The sequence below is a fragment of the Nitrospira sp. BLG_1 genome (assembly GCF_047338595.1).
GTDB lineage: Bacteria > Nitrospirota > Nitrospiria > Nitrospirales > Nitrospiraceae > Nitrospira_D.
In genome coordinates, this window is sequence record NZ_JBLFBO010000004.1 from 1 (window position 1) to 19,528 (window position 19,528).

Here is a 19,528-nt window from a genome sequence, read left to right on the forward strand (position 1 = left end):
GGGAAGGCGGCAAGACGGTCGGCTCTGGCGTCGTGACGGAAATCTTGGCCTGAAGGATAGGCGGTTGACGGTTACCGTAGGAGTAAAGAAGTGAAAGTCGATCAGCGTATAAGAATTCGGTTGAGAGGATTTGACTACCGTGTATTGGATCAATCGGTAGGCGAAATTGTTGAGACTGTTCGTCGGAGCGGAGCAAAGGTCGTAGGTCCTATTCCTCTCCCTACTCGTATCGAAAAAATTACGGTTCAGCGATCGACGCATGCCGATAAGAAGTCGCGAGAGCAGTTTGAGATGCGAACTCATAAAAGACTGCTCGATATTATGGAGGCGACTCCTGAGACCATGGATTCGTTGATGAAGCTTAATCTTGCAGCTGGAGTGGATGTTGAGATTAAATTGTGAGTGACGGGTTGTTTCTTGTCACACGGCAATTTGGTAATCGCACGGCTTTGAGCGCATAGCATATTGGGGCCATATGACAAACGGACTAATCGGTAAAAAGCTCGGCATGACACAAGTCTTCGATGAAACTCGTCTCACTCCGGTAACGGTGATTGAGGCGGGGCCCTGTCGAGTGGTGACGGTTCGCACGACGGAGCGGGATCGTTATGAGGCCGTCCAGCTTTCTTTTAAGGAAGTAAAGGAAAGCCGTCTTTCAAAGGCAGAGCTTGGGCATTTGAAGAAGAACCAGGCGCCTGCGAGCCGTATCTTGCGGGAGTTTAAGAAAGATGGTGATTCGGCCGCTGGGCAGTTAATTACTGTTGGGATGTTTAAAAAGGGTGACTGGGTTGATGTGATCGGTGTGTCAAAGGGGAAAGGGTTTCAGGGGGTCGTCAAGCGACATCACTATGCAGGTGGTCCTGAATCGCACGGGTCCATGTTTCATCGGGCCCCTGGTTCTATTGGGGCGAGTTCGTTCCCGTCTCGAGTGTGGAAGGGGAAGACGTTGCCGGGGCACATGGGGGCGGAGCGTGTGACTGTTCAGCGATTAAAAGTGGTTGAGTCGCGGTCTGAGGAAAATCTTTTATTCATCCGAGGGGCGGTTCCTGGTGCTGCTAATGGAATCGTTGTCGTTCGAAAATCGAAGAAGAGCTAGTATGCCTACGATCGATTTGGTTGATTTGAAAAAGAAGAAGCTTGGCACGGTTGAATTGTCCGCCCAAGTATTTGGTTGTGAACCTCGAGCCGCGCTCGTCCATGAGGCCGTTGTCATGCAGCGTGCGTGTGAGCGTCGTGGGACTGCATCCACTTTGCGCCGTGGTGAGGTGAGTGGATCCGGTAAGAAGCCATGGAAACAAAAGCATACCGGCCGTGCGAGGGCTGGTTCGCTTCGATCTCCGGTCTGGCGTCATGGTGGTAGTGTGTTTGGGCCAAAGCCGAGAAGCTACGCCTACTCGATGCCGAAGAAAAAGTATCGTGCTGCTCTTCAAAGTGCCTTGTCTGCAAAGGTGGCAGCTGGAAATTTGTTTGTCGTCGCCGATATTTCACTGGAGCAGCCCAAGACCAAGTTTCTGGCGCTGGCATTGACTGGCTTTGGTGGAGGTGCGGAGGTGCTCTTGATTGTGGGGAAGGGTCAGTCCGGCATCATTCAGGCCGCAGGGAATTTGCCGTCCGTGAAGGTGCTCGGTGCGGATCAACTGAATGTCTATGACGTTGTTCGTGCTCAAGTTGTTGTGGTTTCTGAGCATGAATTAGTTGCGATAAACGAGGTCTGGTCATGAATGTCGGTATGCACTGGATACTGGTTCAACCGTTGTTGACGGAAAAGATTACAGGACTTCGTGAAAAAAGCAACACGGTTGGCTTCGTGGTTCATCCTGAGGCAAATCGTGTCCAGGTGAAGCAGGCAGTCGAATCGTTGTTGAAGGTCAAGGTTGAGAAAGTGAATTTGATGAACGTGCGCGGGAAAATGAAGCGTCTTGGCCGATTCGCTGGTAGGCGTTCGGACTGGAAGAAGGCATTTGTCACACTCAAGGAAGGCGAGAAGCTTGAGATGTACGAAAGTGCTTAGTCGGTGTCCGTTTCGCTGGTAGTTATTTGAAGGTGAAAATCTAGGAGTCGTCTTCATGGGAATAAAAGTGTATCGTCCCACCTCCCCTGGTCGTCGGGGGATGACCGCAGTGGGAACAGAAGAATTGACCAGTAAGAGACCTGAAAAGTCATTGACCTCTTTTCATCTGCGAACCGGAGGGCGAAATAATGATGGGCGGACGACTGTTCGGTTCCGTGGAGCTGGCCACAAGCGACTCTATCGAATTATTGATTTTCGTCGAGATAAAGTAGGTGTGTCGGCGAAAGTCACTGCAATAGAGTATGATCCGAATCGCTCTGCAAGGATCGCTCTCTTGAAGTACCGAGATGGAGAAAAGCGTTATATTTTAGCCCCAGTTGGGCTTGCCATTAATGATGAAGTGCAATCAGGTCCACAGGCGGAAATTAGACCCGGGAATGCCTTACCGTTGGTGAATATGCCGCTCGGCACCACGATTCATAACATTGAGCTCAAGGCTGGTAAGGGTGGTCAACTCATACGGAGCGCCGGAGGGTTCGCACAGGTTATGGGCCGTGATGGTGAATATGTACAGGTCCGACTCAAGTCTGGAGAGATGCGAAGAGTTTTGGGTCACTGTATGGCTACTGTTGGGCAAGTTGGGAATGTGGATCATGAAAATATCAGTGTAGGGAAGGCGGGTAGAAACCGTTGGAAAGGAAAAAGGCCACATGTTCGAGGCGTGGTCATGAATCCTGTTGACCACCCACATGGCGGTGGAGAAGGGAAATCCGGGCAAGGTAATCCACATCCCGTTTCTCCATGGGGGCTTCCCACTAAGGGCTATAAGACGAGACAAAATAAGAAGACCGATAAGTTCATAATTGCCCGACGTAAGTCAGGAGTGCGCAATGCCTAGATCAGTTAGTAAGGGGGCGTTTGTTGACGGCCATCTTCTAAAAAAAGTCGAGCAGATGAATCAGACGAAGGATCGAAAGCTGATCAAGACATGGTCAAGGCGATCGACTGTGGTGCCTGATATGATCGGGCATACGTTTGCGGTGCATAATGGAAAGAAATTCATTCCGGTTTTTGTTACCGAGAATATGGTTGGGCATAAACTCGGTGAATTTGCGCCGACTCGTTTTTTCAAGGGCCACGGTCAAGCAAAGACTGAGAAGGCCGTTGCCCTGAAGTAGGCTCTGGGGCGGGTGTGATCGGTGTGTCGGGTGATGGAATCTGACTATTTGACTTCGGAACGCTGAAGGGTGACGGGATTGTACGATGAGTGAAGCACATGCCATTCTAAGGTTTGTCCGTGTTGCGCCACGAAAGGCTAAGCCGGTAATAGATATGATTCGTGGCCAGCAAGTCCCGATGGCGCTGGCCATGCTGAAGCATACTCCTCGTCACGCGGCACGCGTGGTTGAGAAGCTTCTGCGCTCTGCTGTGGCTAATGCGGAATTGAAGGAGTTGGGTGATAGTGAGTCGATGGTGGTCTCAAGGGCTTTTGTTAACTGTGGGCCTACGTACAAGCGTGTGAGGGCTAGGTCTATGGGGAGAGCCAACGCGATTCAGAAGCGCACCAGTCATATTACGGTCGCGGTCGCGGCATCCGATAGTCGGGGGCAAAGGAAGTAGGCTGATTTTAATTTATTGAGGCATAGCGAGTATGGGTCAGAAAACACATCCAATTGGTTATCGGCTTGGCTATAACTACACCTGGAGCTCTCGTTGGTACGCTGGGAAAGATTATGCCAAGTTGCTTCATCAAGACGTGAAAATTAGAAAGGTCGTGAAGGCTCGGCTTTATCATGCGGGGGTTGCAAAGGTAGAAATCGAGCGTTCAGGCGACCAAACGAGAGTTATTATCCATACTGCTCGACCCGGCATCATCATTGGTCGAAAAGGTGCGGAGGTCGATAAGCTGAAGGCCGATCTTGAGAAGCAGTACGGTGGGCAGGTTTACGTTACAGTAAAAGAAATCAAAAAGCCGGAACTTGATGCGCAGCTAGTCAGTGAAAATGTCGCGACGCAGCTCGAAAAACGAGTCGCATTCCGGAGGGCGATGAAGCGCAGCGTGCAGTCGGCGCTGCGGCTCGGAGCGCAAGGGATTAAGATCATGGTGGCTGGGCGCTTGGGTGGCGCTGAAATCGCCAGAACTGAGTGGTATCGGGAAGGGCGGGTGCCTCTACATACGCTTCGTGCTGAAATTGATTATGGCTTTGCGGAAGCCCACACAACCATGGGACAGATCGGGGTGAAGACGTGGATCTATAAAGGCGAGCTTCTTCCAGTACAACCCATGAAAGCGGAGTCAACTTTGGATAGACGATTTGGGTGAGGAGATTGAGCTGTGTTAGCCCCTAAGAAAGTCAAATTTAGAAAGATGCAAAAAGGCCGTATGAATGGGAAGGCCTATCGTGGCGGTCAGATTACCCTTGGTGAATTTGGACTCAAGGCGTTGGAGCCTGGGTGGGTGACGAGCCGTCAAATAGAGGCTGCACGTATTGCTATTACGCGATATGTGAAGAGAGGTGGACAGGTTTGGACCAGAATTTTTCCGGACAAGCCCATTACAAAAAAGCCGGCTGAAACTCGAATGGGAAAAGGGAAAGGGAATCCAGAGTACTGGGTGGCGGTCGTGAAACCGGGTCGCATCTTGTACGAAATGGATGGAGTTACCCAGGAGACTGCCAAGGAGGCGTTCCGGCTCGCTTCTCACAAGTTGCCGGTCGCGACGAAGTTAGTCGTCCGCGGTGAGTTTGGGTAAAAGGCAACAGGTCAACTAGGGATGGGAGTTGGAGAGCTGATATGGCGCTAGATGTGAAAGAGCTGAGAGGAATGGCTGCGGGTGAGCTCCAAGAGAAGGAGCAGCAGCTCGTACAGGAACTGTTTACGCTCCGTTTTCAGTTCGGGACGGGTCGCCTTGAGAATCCAATGCAAATTCGAAAAACGAAGCGTGATATCGCGCGAGTGAAGACCATCCTTAATCAGGTTCGGAGCCAAACGGACGAGTCGAAAAGGTAAGGAATGCTATGACTGAGGTGGTAAAGCGGCGTCATTGGTACGGTGATGTCGTCAGTAACAAGATGCAGAAGACCGTTGTCGTTGTGGTGTCTCGATCTGTTGTTCATCCTGTCTACAAGAAAGTCCTTAGACGGGTGACGCGGTTAAAGGCTCATGATGAAAGTGGCATGTGTAAGATCGGCGATCGGGTAAAGCTGGTTCAAACCCGTCCGTTGAGCAAAGAAAAGAACTGGCGCGTCGTTCAGGTTATGGAAAAAGGGCAACCTGAAAAATAGAAACGTTCTTTTGACGCCGTTCGACATTTGAGATTCGTAGGAATATATCAATGATTCAGAACTATACATACATGGACGTAGCGGATAACTCCGGGGCCAAACAAGCCATGTGCTTTCATGTCTTCGGGGGGACGCGTCGTCGCTATGCGTCCTTAGGCGATGTTGTTGTGGTGGCTGTTAAAGAGGCGATCCCTCAGGCGAGTGTGAAGAAGGGAGATGTGAGCCGTGCAGTTATTGTGCGAACCACGAAGGAAGTTCGTCGAGAGGACGGCTCTTACATAAAGTTTGATCGTAACGCATGCGTTCTTATTAATAAGGACGGCGAGCCAATTGGCACACGTATCTTTGGTCCCGTCGCACGAGAACTGCGTTGGAAGAAATTCATGAAGATTATCTCATTGGCACCAGAAGTTTTATAGCGTCGAACGAGCGAGGGGCGTTGTGCAAGTACTCTCAAAAAGCAGAATTAGAAAAGGCGATACGGTGGTTGTCATTTCCGGTCGTGAGCGTGGTAAGACAGGGAAGGTCATGTCGGTAGACCTTCGGGCGGGAAAAGTGGTCGTGGAAAAGCTGAATATCATTAAACGACACACTAAACCTAATCAGAAGGCAAAGCAGGGCGGTATCTTGGAGAGAGAGGCGCCGCTTCAAATTTCTAATGTGATGTTTTTCTGTCCGGTCACGCAGAAGCCGACGCGGGTAGGGATACGAACTCAAGCCGATGGGCGACGAGTGCGCTTCAGCAAGAAATCTAACGAGATTCTGGAATAGGGTTGGCAATGGCTAAGGAACCAAAAAGCAAAGCAACAAGTAAAGCCACTGAGCGAAAATCAGCAAAGAAAGAGGCGCCCCGGCTTGATGAGGGAAGTGCCGAGTCCAAGTTTCGGCCAAGACTTCGGGATGTCTATGAGCAGCAAGTTGTTCCAGCTTTAATGAAGGAGTTCGGCTATAAGAACGTCATGCAGGTTCCCAAGCTTGAGCGGGTTGTGTTGAACGTCGGCATGGGTGAGGCAATCCAAAATGTAAAGCTTCTGGAAAGTGCTGTGACTGAATTAGGCATGATTACGGGGCAGAAGCCGGTTGTGACGCGCGCAAAAAAGGCCATTGCCGGATTCAAGCTTAGACAGGGTCTACCAATCGGAGCAAAGGTTACGCTCCGTAGTCGACGGATGTACGAGTTTTTTGATAGATTGGTGACGTTAGCGCTTCCTCGGATACGAGATTTTCGAGGCATATCCCCGAAGGCATTTGATGGTCGTGGGAATTATACCCTCGGCCTGAAGGAACAGCTGATCTTCCCGGAGATTAAGTATGACGAGGTGGCGTCAATACACGGTATGGATATCACAGTTGTCACCACCGCAAAAACGAACGATGAAGGAAAAGCTTTGTTAAAGCATCTCGGGATGCCGTTCAGGACATAAGAAACGGTAGAAGCCTCGGATGTTGGTTGGACGGAAGGAGTTCCTGTGTCACGTTTAGCATTGAGAAATAAGGCTGCGGCGAAACCAAAGTTTTCAACGCGCGAGTATCATCGATGCGGTGTGTGTGGGAGGGTGCGTGGGTATTTGCGTCGGTTTAGAATGTGTCGAATCTGCTTTCGCATATTGACGCTCAAGGGGGAGATTCCCGGAGTGAGAAAGTCAAGCTGGTAGCCAAAATTCATGGGTAGATAGCAGTCAACAAAAGCATAGCACTGAGGGGTAGAAGGACATAGCATGGTTACCGATCCAATCGGCGATCTTCTGGTTAGATTAAAAAATGGCGCCCAACGGCGTTTTGAAACCGTAACGGTTCCAACCTCAAGGCTCAAACGAGCGATCCTCGAGATTTTGAAGCGGGAGGGTTACGTTGAGGGGATTGAAGACAGCACAGAGGATGGACATCCCGTTCTACATGTGCGCCTTCGCTATCTTGGGGAAGGACAGCCAATGATCACCGGGCTTGAGCGTGTCAGCAAGCCGGGCCGTCGGGTATATGTTGGCAGTCAGGATATTCGAAAAGTTCGAAATGGGATTGGTGTATCTATCCTTTCGACATCCAAGGGAATCATGACGGATCAAGAATCTCGCAAAAGTCATCTCGGGGGCGAGGTTCTCTGTTCGGTGTGGTAAAGATATCGGTTGTTCTGACCTCGGGTGAAGGGTGTAGGAAATCATGTCGCGTATTGGGAAAAAGCCGATCACCATTCCAGCTGGAGTGGAAGTAAAAGCTGTCGGATCAACTGTGACGGTGAAGGGTCCCTTGGGGAAATTAGAATGGCCAATGGTGCAGGGGCTTGATGTGGCCATTAAGGACGGCCAGGTTCTTATCGGGCGATCCAGTGATGATCGTAAGATAAGAGCCTTGCACGGTCTCACTCGTGCTGAGTTGAGCAACATGGTTCAGGGTGTGACGAAGGGATATGAGCGATCCCTGGAGATTACCGGTGTTGGCTACAAGACGCAACTTCAGGGGCGAACCTTGAGCTTTAATGTCGGGTATATCAATCCGGTTCTCTATCAAGTCCCAACCGGGATTGATGTCAAGGTTGATAAACAAACTCTCATCAATGTCAAAGGGGTCGATAAGCGATTGGTTGGTCAGGTTGCGGCTGATCTACGAGCCATTAAACCCCCGGATGTGTACAAGCAAAAGGGCGTTCGTTATGCTGGCGAGACCTTGCGCAAAAAAGAAGGCAAAACTGGGAAGTAGGAACTGACAATGAATGCTGCAGATAAATTTCGACAGCTGGAACGGCGGCGCAAGCGTGTGCGCCAGGCAATCCTTGGTACAACTGACCGTCCTCGTCTGAATGTTTTTAGGAGCACGGCTCATATCTATGCGCAGGTAATCGATGATATTCGGGGAACCACTCTTGCTGCGGCGTCATCGCTTGATAAGTCAATCCGCACCACGGTCAAATCGACCGGTGGAATTGAGGCCGCCAAGGCGGTCGGGAAGTTGATTGCTGATCGAGCGAAAGCCGTGAAGGTGACGGCGGTCGTCTTTGATCGAGGTGGTCGAATGTACCACGGCCGCATCAAGGCATTGGCTGACGCATCTCGTGAGGGCGGCCTGAAATTTTAGATGAAGACCCTGGGTGGCATGGGCAAGTAGGGTCGGTGGTAATTCTCTATTCCAGAATTTAACTGAACGTTGGACTGAGGGGTGAGAGCGTGCGAGTCAATCCCGATGAACTAAGTCTAAAAGATAAAGTGGTGTTTATCAACCGAGTAGCAAAAGTTGTCAAAGGTGGAAAACGATTTAATTTTTGCGCGCTCGTGGTTGTCGGTGACGGGCATGGATGGGTTGGGATTGGTAAGGGTAAGGCTGCTGAGGTGCCTGTTGCGATTTCAAAGGCCGTGGAGCAGGCCAAGAAGCATCTTGTCCATGTTCCACTCAAGGGTGGGACGATTCCGCATGAAGTTCATGGGCTCTTTGGCGCTGAGCATGTGCTCTTAAAGCCGGCTGTCGATGGGACGGGGATTATTGCGGGAGGAGCGGTTCGTGCGGTGGTGGAATTGGTTGGTGCTCACAATGTTATTGCGAAGACCTTGGGGCGTGGGAATCCGTTCAATGCGGTTCGTGCTACACTCGATGGCCTCACTCAACTGAGAAATATAGAGGATGTGCTTCGTCACCGTCGGCAGCCGGCGGTTGAGGGGCATGAAAGGGCGACGGTCTAATGGGAACGACAGCGGCAAAAAAAAAGGCAGCCCCTGAGGGGCAACGTGTTCAGGTGACGTTACGGCGTAGTCCGATTGGTACACCACAAAGTCATAGGCTTGTTCTGCGTGGATTAGGCCTCCGGCATATTCGTCAGACGGTGATACGTCCGGACACGCCCCAAGTTCAAGGGATGATTCGAAAAGTTGGCTATCTGCTCGAGGTTGGACGTCCATGAATCTTCATAATTTGGCTCCAGCACCAGGATCAAGAAAACGTCGAAAACGGATTGGGCGAGGACCGGGCTCTGGTCATGGAAAGACCGCGACCAAAGGACATAAGGGAATATTGGCACGGTCTGGTGGAGGGAAACGCCCTGGGTTTGAGGGTGGCCAAATGCCATTGGTTAGGAGGCTGCCCAAGTTTGGTTTCGCAAATCCGTCACGGATTGAGTATTCCGTTATCAATTTGAAGAGTTTTGAGCAGTGGGCGGGGGAGGGGACGGTTACTCCTCAGGCGATGGTTGATGCTGGGCTGATCAAGCGGAAACGGTTGCCGATCAAAATCCTCGGCGTTGGTGAGTTGAAGAAGCCATTGGTCGTTCAGGCGCACAAGTTCAGTAAATCGGCAGAAGCGAAGATTCAAGCGGCTGGCGGGAGAGTTGAGGTTATCGGCGGTGCTTGAACGTCTTCTGACTAGTTTTCAGAATATCTTTAAGATCCCCGAGCTGCGTACTCGAGTTTTGTTCACGCTCGGTATGTTGGTAGTGTATCGAATCGGATCACACATCCCAACGCCCGGGATCAACGGTGAAGCTCTCTCCGACTTCCTCCAAAAGCAAGGAGGATCGTTACTTGGGTTCCTTGACATTTTTTCTGGTGGGTCGCTGTCTCGGTTAACGATCTTTGCGCTCGGTATCATGCCGTATATCAGCGCATCGATTATTCTTCAGTTACTCACGGTCGTCATCCCTCATTTAACGAAGCTCGCTAAAGAAGGGGAACGGGGTCGTAAGAAAATTATTCAATATACACGATTCGGGACGATCGGCATTGCCTTGATTCAGGGGTTTGGGATTGCCATCGGACTTGAGCAGATGAATCAGGGGGCTTTCGTCCTGAACGCAGGCTGGGGTTTCCGTCTGATGACCGTGATTACCCTCACCGCTGGTACGGGATTTTTGATGTGGTTGGGTGAGCAAATCACCGAGCGGGGGATTGGCAACGGCATATCCTTGATCATTTTTGCTGGGATCGTGGCGCGTTTACCTGCGGCAGTGGCTCAGACTTACAATCTCTACGAAATCGGTCAGCTCAATGCATTTTTGCTTGTTGGCTTGGCGCTCTTGATGGTTGCCGTGGTTGCTGCGATTGTGTTTCTGGAAAGTGGTCGCAGGAAAATACCGGTCCAATACGCAAAGCGTGTGATCGGGCGACGTGTATATGGGGGCCAAAGTACGCACATCCCTCTGAAGATCAACACTGCGGGTGTGATTCCTCCAATATTTGCCTCGTCGATCATAGCCTTTCCTGCAACGATCGCAGGTTTTTTCGAGACGCCTTGGGTTCAAGCCATTGGTGCACAGTTGGCACCGGGATCACTCCTATACACGCTGATGTACGTTGGCTTGATCGTGTTCTTCTGTTTTTTCTATACCGCAGTTGTTCTCAATCCCGTCGACATGGCCGATAACATGAAAAAGTATGGTGGATTTATTCCAGGTATTCGACCAGGTCAACGAACCTCTGACTATATTTATAGTGTATTGACGAAAATTACCTTTGCGGGAGCCATGTATCTCGCCATTGTGTGCGTGATCCCGGAGCTTTTAATCTACAAGCTGAACGTGCCGTTTTATTTTGGTGGTACGTCGCTGCTGATTGTTATTGGGGTTGGTTTGGATACAGCCCAACAAATTGAGTCTCATATGCTCATGCGCAATTACGAGGGGTTTCTTGGAAAGGGCATGGCTCCACTCAGAGGGAGAAGTAGTTAGTTATGCGGGTAGTCTTTCTTGGGGCTCCCGGCGTTGGGAAGGGTACACAGGCAGATAAAGTCGTAGCCCAGTATCACATCGCCAAGATTTCGACAGGGGATTTGCTCCGAGCAGCTGTTCGAAATAAAACCACGCTTGGATTGGAAGCTAAAGAGCACATGGATCAGGGCCGCCTCGTTCCCGATTCAGTGGTTATCGGGTTGGTCAAGGAAAAACTGACAGAGTTAGCACAGTCGAAGAAGTTCATCCTTGATGGGTTTCCGAGAACCGTTCCTCAGGCAGAAGCTCTAGCAGCTGTTTTGGATGGCCAGGAAATCAAACTTGATCGGGTCATTAACTTTAGAGTTTCGAGGGATGAGATCATTAAGCGATTGAGTGGACGGCGAAGTTGTCAAAAGTGTCAAGCCACTTATCATGTGGATTTTGCTCCATCAAAGAGCGGCACGGCTTGCGATCGCTGTGGTGAGCTGTTAGTTCAACGAAGTGACGATCAGCGGGAGGCAGTTGAGACACGTCTCAAGGTGTATGAAGAGCAGACTGCCCCATTGATCCATTTTTATGAGCAGCGGCAATTGTTGTCCCATCTGAATGGCGCTGAACCGGTCGAGGTTGTCTATCAAGAGCTTGTACGCACCCTGTCGGCATACCAGACGGCATGATCATTCTGAAAACGCCAGCCGAAATCGAAGTTATGGCGGCGGCTTCCCGAGTGGTTGCTGAGGCGTTGGAGATCGTGAAGGAGGCTGTTCGGTCTGGTGTTAGTACAGACGAACTCGATTTGATCGCTGAAAGGGAAATTAGAGCGCGCGGTGCAATTCCAGCATTTAAAGGGTATAGGAATTACCCGAAAACGCTCTGTGCCTCTATTAATGAGCAGGTCGTTCATGGAATTCCATCGAAACGTAAGTTGAAGGATGGAGATATCATCGGGTTGGATCTTGGAGCGATTGTGGGGGGATTCTACGGCGATTCTGCGGTGACGGTTGCAGTTGGTCGAATCGCTCAAGAAACAGAGAAGTTGGTACAGGTGACAAGGGAAGCGCTTTACCTTGGGATCAGGCAAGCGGTTGTTGGGAATCGGTTGACGGATATCTCACACGCAGTGCAGGCCCATGTAGAGGCTGCTGGGTTTTCAGTCGTCACGGAGTTTGTAGGCCACGGCATTGGGAGGCAATTACACGAAGAGCCTCAAGTCCCTAACTACGGGAAGTCTGGACAAGGGCCTCGACTACAGTCGGGGATGGTTTTGGCGATTGAACCAATGGTGAATATGGGGCGGAGTGCTGTTCGTGTTCTTGATGATCGGTGGACGGCGGTCACTGTGGATGGGAGCTTATCCGCACACTTTGAACATACCATTGCCATACAGCCAACGGGCGCACCTCGTATCTTGAGTGAGTTAGAGAAGCGTTAGACTACCGTTAGCAAGAGGGCACAACCATCGATATGGCAAAAGAAGATATCATTGAGGTTCAAGGTTCAGTTGCCGAGACGCTTCCCAATGCTATGTTCCGCGTCAAACTTGAAAATGGCCATATCATATTGGCTCATATCTCTGGGAAAATGCGCATGCATTTCATTCGCATTTTGCCAGGTGATAAGGTCACGGTGGAGATGTCTCCGTACGATTTGACCAGAGGTCGAATCACCTATCGATTTAAGTAACGGGAGTTGAGGATTGCCATGAAGGTCAAGTCGTCAGTGAAGCCTATTTGCGCGAAGTGCAAAGTCGTTCGCCGTCGTGGTGTCGTTCGGATCCTCTGTAAGAATCCGCGACATAAGCAGCGCCAAGGATAGCCATGGAGTGGTGGCATGGGTGATGCCGAGTTCTGAACATGTAGAGTCAGGAGAGCGGTGCAGCTGGCTCGTACCTGATGCTCGTATCTGGAGGAAGAATGGCACGTATTGCTGGTGTCGATTTACCAAGAAATAAACGAACGGACATCGGGTTGACGTATATCTACGGAATTGGGCGAGCCTCGGCTCAGCAGATTCTCGCTGAGGCCGGTGTTGATGGTGCCGTTCGTATTAAAGATTTAAGCGAAGACAAGATTGTAAAATTACGTGAAATTATTGAACGTGATTACCGAGTCGAAGGCGATCTTCGGAAAGAGGTGTCACTCAATATCAAGCGTCTGGTAGACTCCGGCACGTATCGGGGTCTCCGGCATCGAAAAGGATTGCCTGTTCGAGGTCAGCGGACAAAAACAAATGCAAGAACCCGTAAAGGACGTCGTGCCGGGGTGAGTAGCAAGCCAAGGCCGACCGCAGTCAAGCCAGGGGCCCGTCCGTAGTCTACTCCACTATCGAGAGGAGCAAGTATGAGTGTGAAAAAAGGCAAGAAGAAAGAGCGTCGGATCGTTCAGAGTGGAGTGGCTCACGTTCAGGCGTCTTTCAATAATACCATTGTGACCATCACGGACATGAGCGGTAATACGGTGGTCTGGGCAAGTGCCGGGAATCAGGGGTTTAAAGGTTCACGCAAGAGTACACCCTTTGCTGCTCAGCGCGCTGGAGAGGCTGCAGCGAGAAAAGCAATGGAAAGTGGAATGCGGCAGATTGATGTGTACGTGAATGGGCCTGGATCGGGACGAGAGTCGGCGATTCGGTCTCTGCAGGGAGCAGGGTTGCGGATCAATCTGATTCGTGATGTCACGCCGATTCCACATAATGGGTGCCGTCCACCCAAGCGACGTCGAGTCTAATTCATGCGAGCGAATGAGTCGTAGAGGTTCGGGGTTTCATGTGACGGGATAGTCAACGACTCGGGCAGCTCTTTTCCGAGGAGGCATCAGTGGCAAAGTATCGTGGTCCTGTCTGTCGGTTGTGTCGGCGCGAAGGTGAAAAGCTCTTTTTGAAGGGCACGCGCTGCATGACGGAAAAATGTGCGATCGAACGCCGGAGCTATCCCCCTGGGCAACATGGACAGGGGCGCCAAAGGACATCCGACTATAGCCTGCAGCTTCGTGAGAAGCAAAAGCTCCGTCGGATTTATGGCCTTCAGGAGTGTCAGTTTCGGGGGGTATTCGAACGTGCCGAACGGCAGACTGGAGTCACGGGAGATGCGCTATTGCGTCTTCTTGAATGTCGTTTGGACAATGTCGCCTATCGCTTGGGATTTGGGGCTTCACGGAAGCAGGCTCGCCAGCTTGTCAGTCACGGGCATTTCACGTTGAATGGCAAAAAGATTACAGTGGCCGGTGCCTTAGTCAAGCCTGGTGATGTTATCGAGATCCGTGAGCGAAGTCGAGATCTAGTCGCGATTCTGGCGGCCTTGGAGTCGGTTGATAGTCGAGGAATTCCAGAATGGCTTGAGCTTGATCGTGGAGCATTCAAAGGGATTGTCCGGGCGCTTCCTGCCAAGGACCAAATTACGTTACCAGTGAACGAACAGATGGTGGTGGAATTATACTCTCGATAGCCCACTGGTCTGGTTGTTATTCGGTCAGGTGTAAGCCGTCAATGTGTTTGTCACTCGATGGTATGGAGGGTGGGTCATGATCAAAGCGATGAAGGACTTTCAGATCCCCATGCGGGTGGAAGTCGACAAGGATACGCAGTCCCCCACGTTCGGTCGCTTTACGACTGAAGCGTTTGAACGGGGGTTCGGTACTACGATTGGTAACGCCCTTCGCCGCATTTTGTTGTCGTCGCTTACAGGTGCTGCGGTGACCACTGTAAAGATCGAGGGGGTTGTTCATGAGTTTTCAACTATCTCCGGCGTAACAGAAGATGTCACGGCAATCATTCTCAATATTAAGAGCCTACGCTTGGCGCTCCATACGGATAAACCCAAGACCATTCGGTTGAAAAAGAAGGGGCCTGGCGAGGCGAAGGGTTCAGATGTTCTTCACGATGCCGAGGTGACCATTCTCACCCCCGATTTGCATATCGCGACTCTCGACAAGGATGCCACGTTGGATATTGAGATGACGGTCAAACATGGGCGTGGGTATGTCCCGGCGGAACGCAACAAGGAAGAAGGATTGCCGATTGGTGTGATTGCCATTGACTCAGTGTTTTCTCCGATCAAACGGGTAAATTTTCATGTCGAAAATGCCCGTGTGGGGCGTATGACTGACTATGACAAACTAGCGATGGAGATCTGGACCGACGGCACGATCAGTCCAAGAGATGCTCTTTCCAATGCCGCCGGGATCTTGCGCGAGCATTTGGATATCTTCATCAATCCAGAAGAACGCAGTGAGGGCAAGAGCGAGGCTGGGTATGAGGAATCTCATCGGGAAGTGAACAAGAACCTTTCGCGTAGTGTGAATGAGTTAGAGTTGTCTGTTCGGGCTGCCAATTGTCTGAAAAATGCGAATATCAAGACGATTGCCGACCTTGTCCAAAAGTCTGAAGGGGAGATGCTGAGGACGAAGAATTTTGGTAAGAAGTCTCTCAATGAAATCAAAGAAATTCTCACTGAAATGGGTCTTTCATTAGGAACGAAGGTTGAGGCGGCGTCGTCTCCACACAACGGAAGTCCGAAATCGGAATGATGATTCTTAGCCAAGGGGAACACCGTGCGACATAGAAAAAAAGGACGACAGCTTGGTCGCCAAACCAAACACAGAGGGGCCCTGTTTAGAAACCTCGTCACGTCGTTGTTGGATCACGAACGTATTGAAACGACGGAAGCGAAAGCCAAAGAAATCAGAGGATTTACTGATCGTATGATCACACTCGGGAAGGAAGGGACGCTTCCTGCTCGACGGCGGGCCTTGGGATTCCTTCGAAGTAAGTCCGTGGTCTCAAAACTTTTTGACGACGTTGCCGCGCGATTTAAGGATCGGCCTGGCGGGTACACCAGAATCATTAAGACTCGTCGTCGTGTTGGAGATGCTGCGGACATGGTGGCCATCGAGCTGGTGGCTCGTCAAGACACAACGGTCCAGAAGAAGTCTGGTGCAAGCCAAGAGCAGACTTCACCGGCAGAGGCGACCCCGTCCACATAATTTTCTGTCAGACAACACGGTCTAATATGAAAAGACTCCCACGCCGTAAGGGGTGGGAGTCTTTTCATTTCTAGGGAGACGTTTACTTGATTGATTGCACCTGCTAAGATCGTGCCAGATGCAGGCCAGGGTTTAGTATCTTATGCCAGGAGAATCATTCACAAATGTGGGAAATTTTCGCCCGCCGAGCCCTTCTTTCCTTGAGTGTCCTTCTGATGGTATTTCTTGGTTATCTTCTCTTCAGAAATGCTGAGTCTTCTTCTAGTGGCGGACCTATCTCCTTGAATGCAATTGAAAAGGCGGATGCTAAACTGGGGGAATTTACCTTTACCCAGTCGAAGGGGGAGACTGTGGAATGGCAGGTACGAGCCAAGCAGGCACGCCTCTTTGAACAAGAAAAGCGGGCAGTACTGCAGGAGGTCGTCCTGACTTTTTATGGAGGATCCGGAGACGAAGTGACCGTCCATGGTGAAGAGGGTACCTTTAATACGGCGACCAAGGATTTTGTGTTGGCCAATCAAGAAGCTCCTATCGTCGTGCAAACCAGAAGTGGATACACCATCTATACCAACCGGCTGGAATGGGTAGAGGCAGTGAAGGAAATCCGGACGACAGCTCCGGTTCGGATCGTCGGCCATGGGCTTGAGATTCAGGGGCAAGGGCTGATGGGGCGAATACCATCGGAAGAGTTTGAGATACTCCAAGATGTCCATGTGGATCTGGTGTCTGCTTCTTAGTGTCACATTGTCAGGATCTTCGGCTGCCTCTCCCACATCTGACTCTGGGAGTCTGAAGCGGAGCGTAGAGGCACCTGGTGTTCCAACGACCATCACTTCCAATCGCATGACGGTGCGGAATCAGGATAGCCAGGCTGTTTTCGAGGGGACAGTGGTGCTTACTCGAGGCTCCTTGATCGTGCATTCTGATAAGATGGTGGTATCGTTCCAGCCGAAGCATTCTCATGGTGGGGCGACAGCACGGAAGGGAGACGAGCCACATGATTCCGCTCTGGCCTCATCCATTTCTCCGGCAGGGCATCCAGGGTCAACGATGTCGAGCCGTTCGGTGAATCGTGTTGAAGCGATCGGAGAGGCGCATCAGGTCAAAATCAAATATGAAAATGGCAATGCGATCTGCCAAAAGGCTGTGTATTTTGCAGAGGGTGAGAAGGTCGTCTTGACCGGCGATCCAGTGGCTTGGGAAAAGGGGACGCGTGTCAGTGGTAAGCAGATTATTCTCTATCTAGCCGAAGAGCGCAGCGTGGTGGAAGGAGGATCGCATATCCGTATTGAAGGTGAAGGGCAACATGGGCAATGACTCCAAGCGTTGAGGAAGAACCGAAGATGCTGGCGGAGAGCGTGGCACTAGCGAGTGGTACATCACTGCGGGCGAGCGGATTAATGAAAAGCTTTCGTGGCCGAAAGGTCGTGAAAGGTGTGGCAATCGAAGTCTTTGCAGGTGAAGTCGTGGGCCTTCTCGGACCGAATGGAGCTGGGAAGACGACGATCTTCGACATGATGGTCGGGTTATGCCAGCCGGACGCAGGAGAGATCACCTTCAAAGGCGAATCCGTGACGAACCTTCCAATGTACAAGCGAGCGCGTAAAGGTATCGGGTATCTGCCACAGGAGTCGTCCGTGTTTCGCCGCCTCTCGGTGGAAGATAATGTTCTGGCCATTCTGGAAATGCTGGGATATGCTCGTCAGGATCGAAATGATCGGGTCGATGCCTTGCTCAAAGAGTTAGATCTTGGGCACATTCGAAAAAGCATGGCTTACGCCCTTTCCGGCGGCGAGCGGCGGCGATTGGAGATCACGCGTGCGCTGGCGGCTACCCCATCCTTTATGCTGCTGGATGAGCCGTTTGCCGGCATTGATCCTATTGCGGTGGCAGATATTCAACAGATCATTATGCGACTGAAAGGGAAAGGGATCGGCATCTTAATTACCGATCATAATGTCCAGGAGACGCTCTCCATCGTTGATCGAGCGTACATCATTAATGAAGGGGTGATCTTAGAATCAGGCCCTCCTGGCGTGATTGTTCAGAGCGAAACAGCCAGAGCGGTCTATCTTGGAGAACAGTTTAGATTGTAGGAAAGTAAACGGTCGGCCATGAAACTGCGTCTTGATCTGAAGCTGAGCCAAAAACTAATCATGACGCCACAACTGCAGCAGGCGATTAAGCTGTTGCAGTTGTCGCGACTTGAATTGCAACAGAGCCTGACACAACACCTCTTGGAGAATCCACTGCTTGATGAAGTCCAATCCGACGTGGAAGAGGGGGACTCATCGGTCGCTGAAGGGAAGGCTGAAGAAGTCACGGTATCGGCCGGGCAGGAACAGATCGTTCAGGAGGAATCGCGAGAAGAACAAGGATCGCCGGAAGAATTTTCAGCCTCAGGTTGGGAAGAGTATTTTGGAAGAGATCGGCGAGGCGGGGATTCTGAACATGCCTCTGCTCAGGACGATCTGCCTTCATACGAACAGACTGTGGCCAAGCCCACCTCTCTGGAGGAACATTTGCTCTGGCAGTTGTCTCTATCGACACTTACGGATCGAGAGAAAACAGTCGGCCGATTGATTATTGGGAATTTAGACGACGACGGCTACCTGCGAATTTCGTTAGCCGAGGTGATTGCTGGAACGGATTTTGCCGAGTCGGAGGCGGAATCCGTCCTGAAGGATATTCAAACTTTTGATCCGACAGGGGTAGCTGCCAGGGATCTTCCGGAGTGTCTTCTCTTGCAATTGCGGCATTTAGGTCGTAATCCATTCGGGTCGCTCGGGGCACCTCCTGGGGCGCTCAAGGCATCAGTTATTGAAGCCATTGTACTCCATCATTTGAAAGATCTGGAGCGGAGACAATACGCAAAGGTTGCTAAGGCGCTGAATGTTACCGTAGAAGACGTTTTTCAGGCAACCAAAGTTATTGGGGAGCTTGAGCCAAAACCTGGCCGACCGTTTATCAATACTCAGAACTATGTGATCGTGCCGGATGTGTTTGTCGTCAAGAATGAAGGTGAGTGGGTTGTGTTGCTAAATGACGACGGGCTGCCACGCATGAGAATCAGTCCGTATTACAAACAGCTCATTTCGTCGGGGCAGAGTGGTACGCCTGAGACGAAGGCCTATATGGACGAAAAGATGAGAGCTGCGCAGTGGGTGATTCGAAGCATCGAGCAGCGTAATAGAACCATCGTGAAGGTGGTCTCGAGCATCGTCAAATTTCAAGAAGAGTTTTTTGAGCATGGCGTGCAGTATCTGAAGCCCTTAGTCTTGAAACAGGTGGCTGAAGATATTGGAATGCATGAATCCACGATCAGTCGAGTGACAGCCAATAAATACATGTACTGTCCGCAAGGTATGTTAGAGCTTAAGTTTTTCTTCAATGCCGGGCTTCAGCGGGCGGACGAACCGTCCGGTATGCACTCTTCGGTATCGGTGCGGGATATGATTAAAATAATGGTGGCTGAGGAGGATGCCAAACGACCATTGAAAGATGAAGAGATTGCGGCCAGGCTTTTTACCCAAGGTGTGCGCATTGCAAGGAGGACGGTAGCCAAGTATCGGGCAGAGTTGAATATTGCTTCCGCAAGTCAGCGGAAGCAGTTTTTTTGATGAGAGTGGCA

Annotated in this window: 35 protein-coding genes; all 35 read left to right on the top strand. The window is 51.0% G+C overall.

What is annotated here, in order from left to right; translation table 11 throughout:
• Positions 1-90: 90 nt before the first annotated feature.
• Positions 91-402, top strand: coding sequence for a 30S ribosomal protein S10 (gene rpsJ / locus ACMTNU_RS05320; RefSeq protein ID WP_086425720.1), 312 nt, complete (start codon positions 91-93; stop codon positions 400-402).
• 73 nt (positions 403-475) lie between these two features.
• Positions 476-1,096, top strand: a complete 621-nt coding sequence (gene rplC / locus ACMTNU_RS05325; RefSeq protein WP_413934199.1) for a 50S ribosomal protein L3 — start codon at positions 476-478, stop codon at positions 1,094-1,096.
• A 1-nt stretch (position 1,097) separates the two neighbouring features.
• Positions 1,098-1,721: a 50S ribosomal protein L4 gene (gene rplD, locus ACMTNU_RS05330; RefSeq protein WP_413934200.1), complete on the top strand. Its 624-nt coding sequence runs from the start codon at positions 1,098-1,100 to the stop codon at positions 1,719-1,721.
• Positions 1,718-2,011 (top strand): 50S ribosomal protein L23, encoded by a 294-nt coding sequence (locus ACMTNU_RS05335; protein ID WP_090748271.1) that lies wholly within the window; start codon positions 1,718-1,720, stop codon positions 2,009-2,011. The genes rplD and ACMTNU_RS05335 overlap by 4 nt, the downstream gene beginning before the upstream one ends.
• A gap of 55 nt (positions 2,012-2,066) precedes the next feature.
• A complete protein-coding gene (rplB, locus tag ACMTNU_RS05340) occupies positions 2,067-2,909 on the top strand; it encodes a 50S ribosomal protein L2 (protein WP_413934201.1) in 843 nt (280 codons plus the stop codon).
• Positions 2,902-3,189: a 30S ribosomal protein S19 gene (rpsS, locus tag ACMTNU_RS05345; protein ID WP_413934202.1), complete on the top strand. Its 288-nt coding sequence runs from the start codon at positions 2,902-2,904 to the stop codon at positions 3,187-3,189. The genes rplB and rpsS overlap by 8 nt, the downstream gene beginning before the upstream one ends.
• 85 nt (positions 3,190-3,274) lie before the next feature.
• Positions 3,275-3,631 (top strand): 50S ribosomal protein L22, encoded by a 357-nt coding sequence (rplV, locus tag ACMTNU_RS05350; protein WP_413934203.1) that lies wholly within the window; start codon positions 3,275-3,277, stop codon positions 3,629-3,631.
• 31 nt (positions 3,632-3,662) lie between these two features.
• Positions 3,663-4,334 carry a 30S ribosomal protein S3 gene (rpsC, locus tag ACMTNU_RS05355; RefSeq protein ID WP_090748259.1) on the top strand — a complete coding sequence of 224 codons (672 nt, stop codon included), beginning with the start codon at positions 3,663-3,665 and terminating at the stop codon, positions 4,332-4,334.
• A gap of 12 nt (positions 4,335-4,346) precedes the next feature.
• Positions 4,347-4,763, top strand: coding sequence for a 50S ribosomal protein L16 (gene rplP, locus ACMTNU_RS05360; RefSeq protein WP_413934204.1), 417 nt, complete (start codon positions 4,347-4,349; stop codon positions 4,761-4,763).
• Between the two features lie 41 nt (positions 4,764-4,804).
• The gene (gene rpmC, locus ACMTNU_RS05365; protein ID WP_413934205.1) at positions 4,805-5,020 is read left to right on the top strand and encodes a 50S ribosomal protein L29; all 216 of its coding nucleotides are present in this window, start codon (positions 4,805-4,807) and stop codon (positions 5,018-5,020) included.
• Between the two features lie 8 nt (positions 5,021-5,028).
• Positions 5,029-5,295 carry a 30S ribosomal protein S17 gene (rpsQ, locus tag ACMTNU_RS05370; protein ID WP_413934206.1) on the top strand — a complete coding sequence of 89 codons (267 nt, stop codon included), beginning with the start codon at positions 5,029-5,031 and terminating at the stop codon, positions 5,293-5,295.
• A 50-nt stretch (positions 5,296-5,345) separates the two neighbouring features.
• Positions 5,346-5,714, top strand: a complete 369-nt coding sequence (gene rplN, locus ACMTNU_RS05375) for a 50S ribosomal protein L14 (RefSeq protein ID WP_090748246.1) — start codon at positions 5,346-5,348, stop codon at positions 5,712-5,714.
• Between the two features lie 22 nt (positions 5,715-5,736).
• Positions 5,737-6,066, top strand: coding sequence for a 50S ribosomal protein L24 (gene rplX / locus ACMTNU_RS05380; RefSeq protein ID WP_413934207.1), 330 nt, complete (start codon positions 5,737-5,739; stop codon positions 6,064-6,066).
• A gap of 8 nt (positions 6,067-6,074) precedes the next feature.
• Positions 6,075-6,719, top strand: a complete 645-nt coding sequence (rplE, locus tag ACMTNU_RS05385) for a 50S ribosomal protein L5 (RefSeq protein WP_413934208.1) — start codon at positions 6,075-6,077, stop codon at positions 6,717-6,719.
• Between the two features lie 45 nt (positions 6,720-6,764).
• Positions 6,765-6,950 (top strand): type Z 30S ribosomal protein S14, encoded by a 186-nt coding sequence (locus ACMTNU_RS05390; RefSeq protein WP_090748237.1) that lies wholly within the window; start codon positions 6,765-6,767, stop codon positions 6,948-6,950.
• 63 nt (positions 6,951-7,013) lie between these two features.
• Positions 7,014-7,409: a 30S ribosomal protein S8 gene (gene rpsH / locus ACMTNU_RS05395; RefSeq protein ID WP_413934209.1), complete on the top strand. Its 396-nt coding sequence runs from the start codon at positions 7,014-7,016 to the stop codon at positions 7,407-7,409.
• A gap of 43 nt (positions 7,410-7,452) precedes the next feature.
• Complete coding sequence (rplF, locus tag ACMTNU_RS05400; protein ID WP_413934210.1) at positions 7,453-7,989, top strand: 50S ribosomal protein L6; 537 nt, start codon at positions 7,453-7,455, stop codon at positions 7,987-7,989.
• A 9-nt stretch (positions 7,990-7,998) separates the two neighbouring features.
• Positions 7,999-8,364: a 50S ribosomal protein L18 gene (rplR, locus tag ACMTNU_RS05405; protein ID WP_413934211.1), complete on the top strand. Its 366-nt coding sequence runs from the start codon at positions 7,999-8,001 to the stop codon at positions 8,362-8,364.
• 89 nt (positions 8,365-8,453) lie between these two features.
• A complete protein-coding gene (gene rpsE / locus ACMTNU_RS05410; protein WP_413934212.1) occupies positions 8,454-8,963 on the top strand; it encodes a 30S ribosomal protein S5 in 510 nt (169 codons plus the stop codon).
• Positions 8,963-9,181: a 50S ribosomal protein L30 gene (rpmD, locus tag ACMTNU_RS05415; RefSeq protein WP_090748222.1), complete on the top strand. Its 219-nt coding sequence runs from the start codon at positions 8,963-8,965 to the stop codon at positions 9,179-9,181. The genes rpsE and rpmD overlap by 1 nt, the downstream gene beginning before the upstream one ends.
• Positions 9,178-9,627 carry a 50S ribosomal protein L15 gene (gene rplO, locus ACMTNU_RS05420; RefSeq protein ID WP_413934213.1) on the top strand — a complete coding sequence of 150 codons (450 nt, stop codon included), beginning with the start codon at positions 9,178-9,180 and terminating at the stop codon, positions 9,625-9,627. The genes rpmD and rplO overlap by 4 nt, the downstream gene beginning before the upstream one ends.
• A complete protein-coding gene (gene secY / locus ACMTNU_RS05425) occupies positions 9,620-10,939 on the top strand; it encodes a preprotein translocase subunit SecY (RefSeq protein WP_090748216.1) in 1,320 nt (439 codons plus the stop codon). The genes rplO and secY overlap by 8 nt, the downstream gene beginning before the upstream one ends.
• Before the next feature lie 2 nt (positions 10,940-10,941).
• Positions 10,942-11,598, top strand: coding sequence for an adenylate kinase (locus ACMTNU_RS05430; protein ID WP_413934214.1), 657 nt, complete (start codon positions 10,942-10,944; stop codon positions 11,596-11,598).
• Positions 11,595-12,353, top strand: a complete 759-nt coding sequence (map, locus tag ACMTNU_RS05435) for a type I methionyl aminopeptidase (protein WP_413934215.1) — start codon at positions 11,595-11,597, stop codon at positions 12,351-12,353. The genes ACMTNU_RS05430 and map overlap by 4 nt, the downstream gene beginning before the upstream one ends.
• Before the next feature lie 32 nt (positions 12,354-12,385).
• On the top strand, positions 12,386-12,604 hold the full coding sequence (gene infA, locus ACMTNU_RS05440) for a translation initiation factor IF-1 (RefSeq protein WP_090748207.1): 219 nt from the start codon (positions 12,386-12,388) through the stop codon (positions 12,602-12,604).
• 18 nt (positions 12,605-12,622) lie between these two features.
• Complete coding sequence (gene rpmJ, locus ACMTNU_RS05445) at positions 12,623-12,736, top strand: 50S ribosomal protein L36 (protein ID WP_086418833.1); 114 nt, start codon at positions 12,623-12,625, stop codon at positions 12,734-12,736.
• Positions 12,737-12,834: 98 nt separating this feature from the next.
• Positions 12,835-13,233 carry a 30S ribosomal protein S13 gene (gene rpsM, locus ACMTNU_RS05450; protein WP_413934216.1) on the top strand — a complete coding sequence of 133 codons (399 nt, stop codon included), beginning with the start codon at positions 12,835-12,837 and terminating at the stop codon, positions 13,231-13,233.
• 27 nt (positions 13,234-13,260) lie between these two features.
• Entirely contained in the window at positions 13,261-13,644 is a 384-nt protein-coding gene (rpsK, locus tag ACMTNU_RS05455; protein WP_087475759.1) for a 30S ribosomal protein S11, read from the top strand.
• Positions 13,645-13,733: 89 nt separating this feature from the next.
• Entirely contained in the window at positions 13,734-14,360 is a 627-nt protein-coding gene (gene rpsD, locus ACMTNU_RS05460; protein WP_413934217.1) for a 30S ribosomal protein S4, read from the top strand.
• A gap of 76 nt (positions 14,361-14,436) precedes the next feature.
• Positions 14,437-15,441 (top strand): DNA-directed RNA polymerase subunit alpha, encoded by a 1,005-nt coding sequence (locus ACMTNU_RS05465; RefSeq protein WP_413934218.1) that lies wholly within the window; start codon positions 14,437-14,439, stop codon positions 15,439-15,441.
• 24 nt (positions 15,442-15,465) lie between these two features.
• Complete coding sequence (rplQ, locus tag ACMTNU_RS05470) at positions 15,466-15,897, top strand: 50S ribosomal protein L17 (protein ID WP_413934219.1); 432 nt, start codon at positions 15,466-15,468, stop codon at positions 15,895-15,897.
• A 164-nt stretch (positions 15,898-16,061) separates the two neighbouring features.
• Positions 16,062-16,634, top strand: coding sequence for an LPS export ABC transporter periplasmic protein LptC (lptC, locus tag ACMTNU_RS05475; protein WP_413934220.1), 573 nt, complete (start codon positions 16,062-16,064; stop codon positions 16,632-16,634).
• Positions 16,609-17,214, top strand: coding sequence for an LptA/OstA family protein (locus ACMTNU_RS05480; protein WP_413934431.1), 606 nt, complete (start codon positions 16,609-16,611; stop codon positions 17,212-17,214). The genes lptC and ACMTNU_RS05480 overlap by 26 nt, the downstream gene beginning before the upstream one ends.
• Positions 17,215-17,240: 26 nt before the next feature.
• Entirely contained in the window at positions 17,241-17,993 is a 753-nt protein-coding gene (gene lptB / locus ACMTNU_RS05485; protein WP_413934221.1) for an LPS export ABC transporter ATP-binding protein, read from the top strand.
• Between the two features lie 18 nt (positions 17,994-18,011).
• Positions 18,012-19,517, top strand: a complete 1,506-nt coding sequence (gene rpoN / locus ACMTNU_RS05490) for an RNA polymerase factor sigma-54 (RefSeq protein WP_413934222.1) — start codon at positions 18,012-18,014, stop codon at positions 19,515-19,517.
• Positions 19,518-19,528 lie beyond the last annotated feature (11 nt).

Coding starts and splice junctions, on each gene's coding strand:
- rpsK (WP_087475759.1), top strand. CDS start 13,261: ATGAGTGTGAAAAAAGGCAAGAAGAAAGAGCGTCGGATCGTTCAGAGT.
- rplR (WP_413934211.1), top strand. CDS start 7,999: ATGAATGCTGCAGATAAATTTCGACAGCTGGAACGGCGGCGCAAGCGT.
- rplC (WP_413934199.1), top strand. CDS start 476: ATGACAAACGGACTAATCGGTAAAAAGCTCGGCATGACACAAGTCTTC.
- rplD (WP_413934200.1), top strand. CDS start 1,098: ATGCCTACGATCGATTTGGTTGATTTGAAAAAGAAGAAGCTTGGCACG.
- lptB (WP_413934221.1), top strand. CDS start 17,241: ATGCTGGCGGAGAGCGTGGCACTAGCGAGTGGTACATCACTGCGGGCG.
- rpmD (WP_090748222.1), top strand. CDS start 8,963: ATGGGAACGACAGCGGCAAAAAAAAAGGCAGCCCCTGAGGGGCAACGT.
- rpmC (WP_413934205.1), top strand. CDS start 4,805: ATGGCGCTAGATGTGAAAGAGCTGAGAGGAATGGCTGCGGGTGAGCTC.
- ACMTNU_RS05430 (WP_413934214.1), top strand. CDS start 10,942: ATGCGGGTAGTCTTTCTTGGGGCTCCCGGCGTTGGGAAGGGTACACAG.
- ACMTNU_RS05480 (WP_413934431.1), top strand. CDS start 16,609: ATGTGGATCTGGTGTCTGCTTCTTAGTGTCACATTGTCAGGATCTTCG.
- rplO (WP_413934213.1), top strand. CDS start 9,178: ATGAATCTTCATAATTTGGCTCCAGCACCAGGATCAAGAAAACGTCGA.
- rplV (WP_413934203.1), top strand. CDS start 3,275: ATGAGTGAAGCACATGCCATTCTAAGGTTTGTCCGTGTTGCGCCACGA.
- rpmJ (WP_086418833.1), top strand. CDS start 12,623: ATGAAGGTCAAGTCGTCAGTGAAGCCTATTTGCGCGAAGTGCAAAGTC.
- rplB (WP_413934201.1), top strand. CDS start 2,067: ATGGGAATAAAAGTGTATCGTCCCACCTCCCCTGGTCGTCGGGGGATG.
- rpsC (WP_090748259.1), top strand. CDS start 3,663: ATGGGTCAGAAAACACATCCAATTGGTTATCGGCTTGGCTATAACTAC.
- rpsQ (WP_413934206.1), top strand. CDS start 5,029: ATGACTGAGGTGGTAAAGCGGCGTCATTGGTACGGTGATGTCGTCAGT.
- lptC (WP_413934220.1), top strand. CDS start 16,062: ATGTGGGAAATTTTCGCCCGCCGAGCCCTTCTTTCCTTGAGTGTCCTT.
- rplN (WP_090748246.1), top strand. CDS start 5,346: ATGATTCAGAACTATACATACATGGACGTAGCGGATAACTCCGGGGCC.
- rpsM (WP_413934216.1), top strand. CDS start 12,835: ATGGCACGTATTGCTGGTGTCGATTTACCAAGAAATAAACGAACGGAC.
- rpsH (WP_413934209.1), top strand. CDS start 7,014: ATGGTTACCGATCCAATCGGCGATCTTCTGGTTAGATTAAAAAATGGC.
- ACMTNU_RS05465 (WP_413934218.1), top strand. CDS start 14,437: ATGATCAAAGCGATGAAGGACTTTCAGATCCCCATGCGGGTGGAAGTC.
- rpsS (WP_413934202.1), top strand. CDS start 2,902: ATGCCTAGATCAGTTAGTAAGGGGGCGTTTGTTGACGGCCATCTTCTA.
- rpoN (WP_413934222.1), top strand. CDS start 18,012: ATGAAACTGCGTCTTGATCTGAAGCTGAGCCAAAAACTAATCATGACG.
- rplF (WP_413934210.1), top strand. CDS start 7,453: ATGTCGCGTATTGGGAAAAAGCCGATCACCATTCCAGCTGGAGTGGAA.
- infA (WP_090748207.1), top strand. CDS start 12,386: ATGGCAAAAGAAGATATCATTGAGGTTCAAGGTTCAGTTGCCGAGACG.
- rplE (WP_413934208.1), top strand. CDS start 6,075: ATGGCTAAGGAACCAAAAAGCAAAGCAACAAGTAAAGCCACTGAGCGA.
- map (WP_413934215.1), top strand. CDS start 11,595: ATGATCATTCTGAAAACGCCAGCCGAAATCGAAGTTATGGCGGCGGCT.
- ACMTNU_RS05335 (WP_090748271.1), top strand. CDS start 1,718: ATGAATGTCGGTATGCACTGGATACTGGTTCAACCGTTGTTGACGGAA.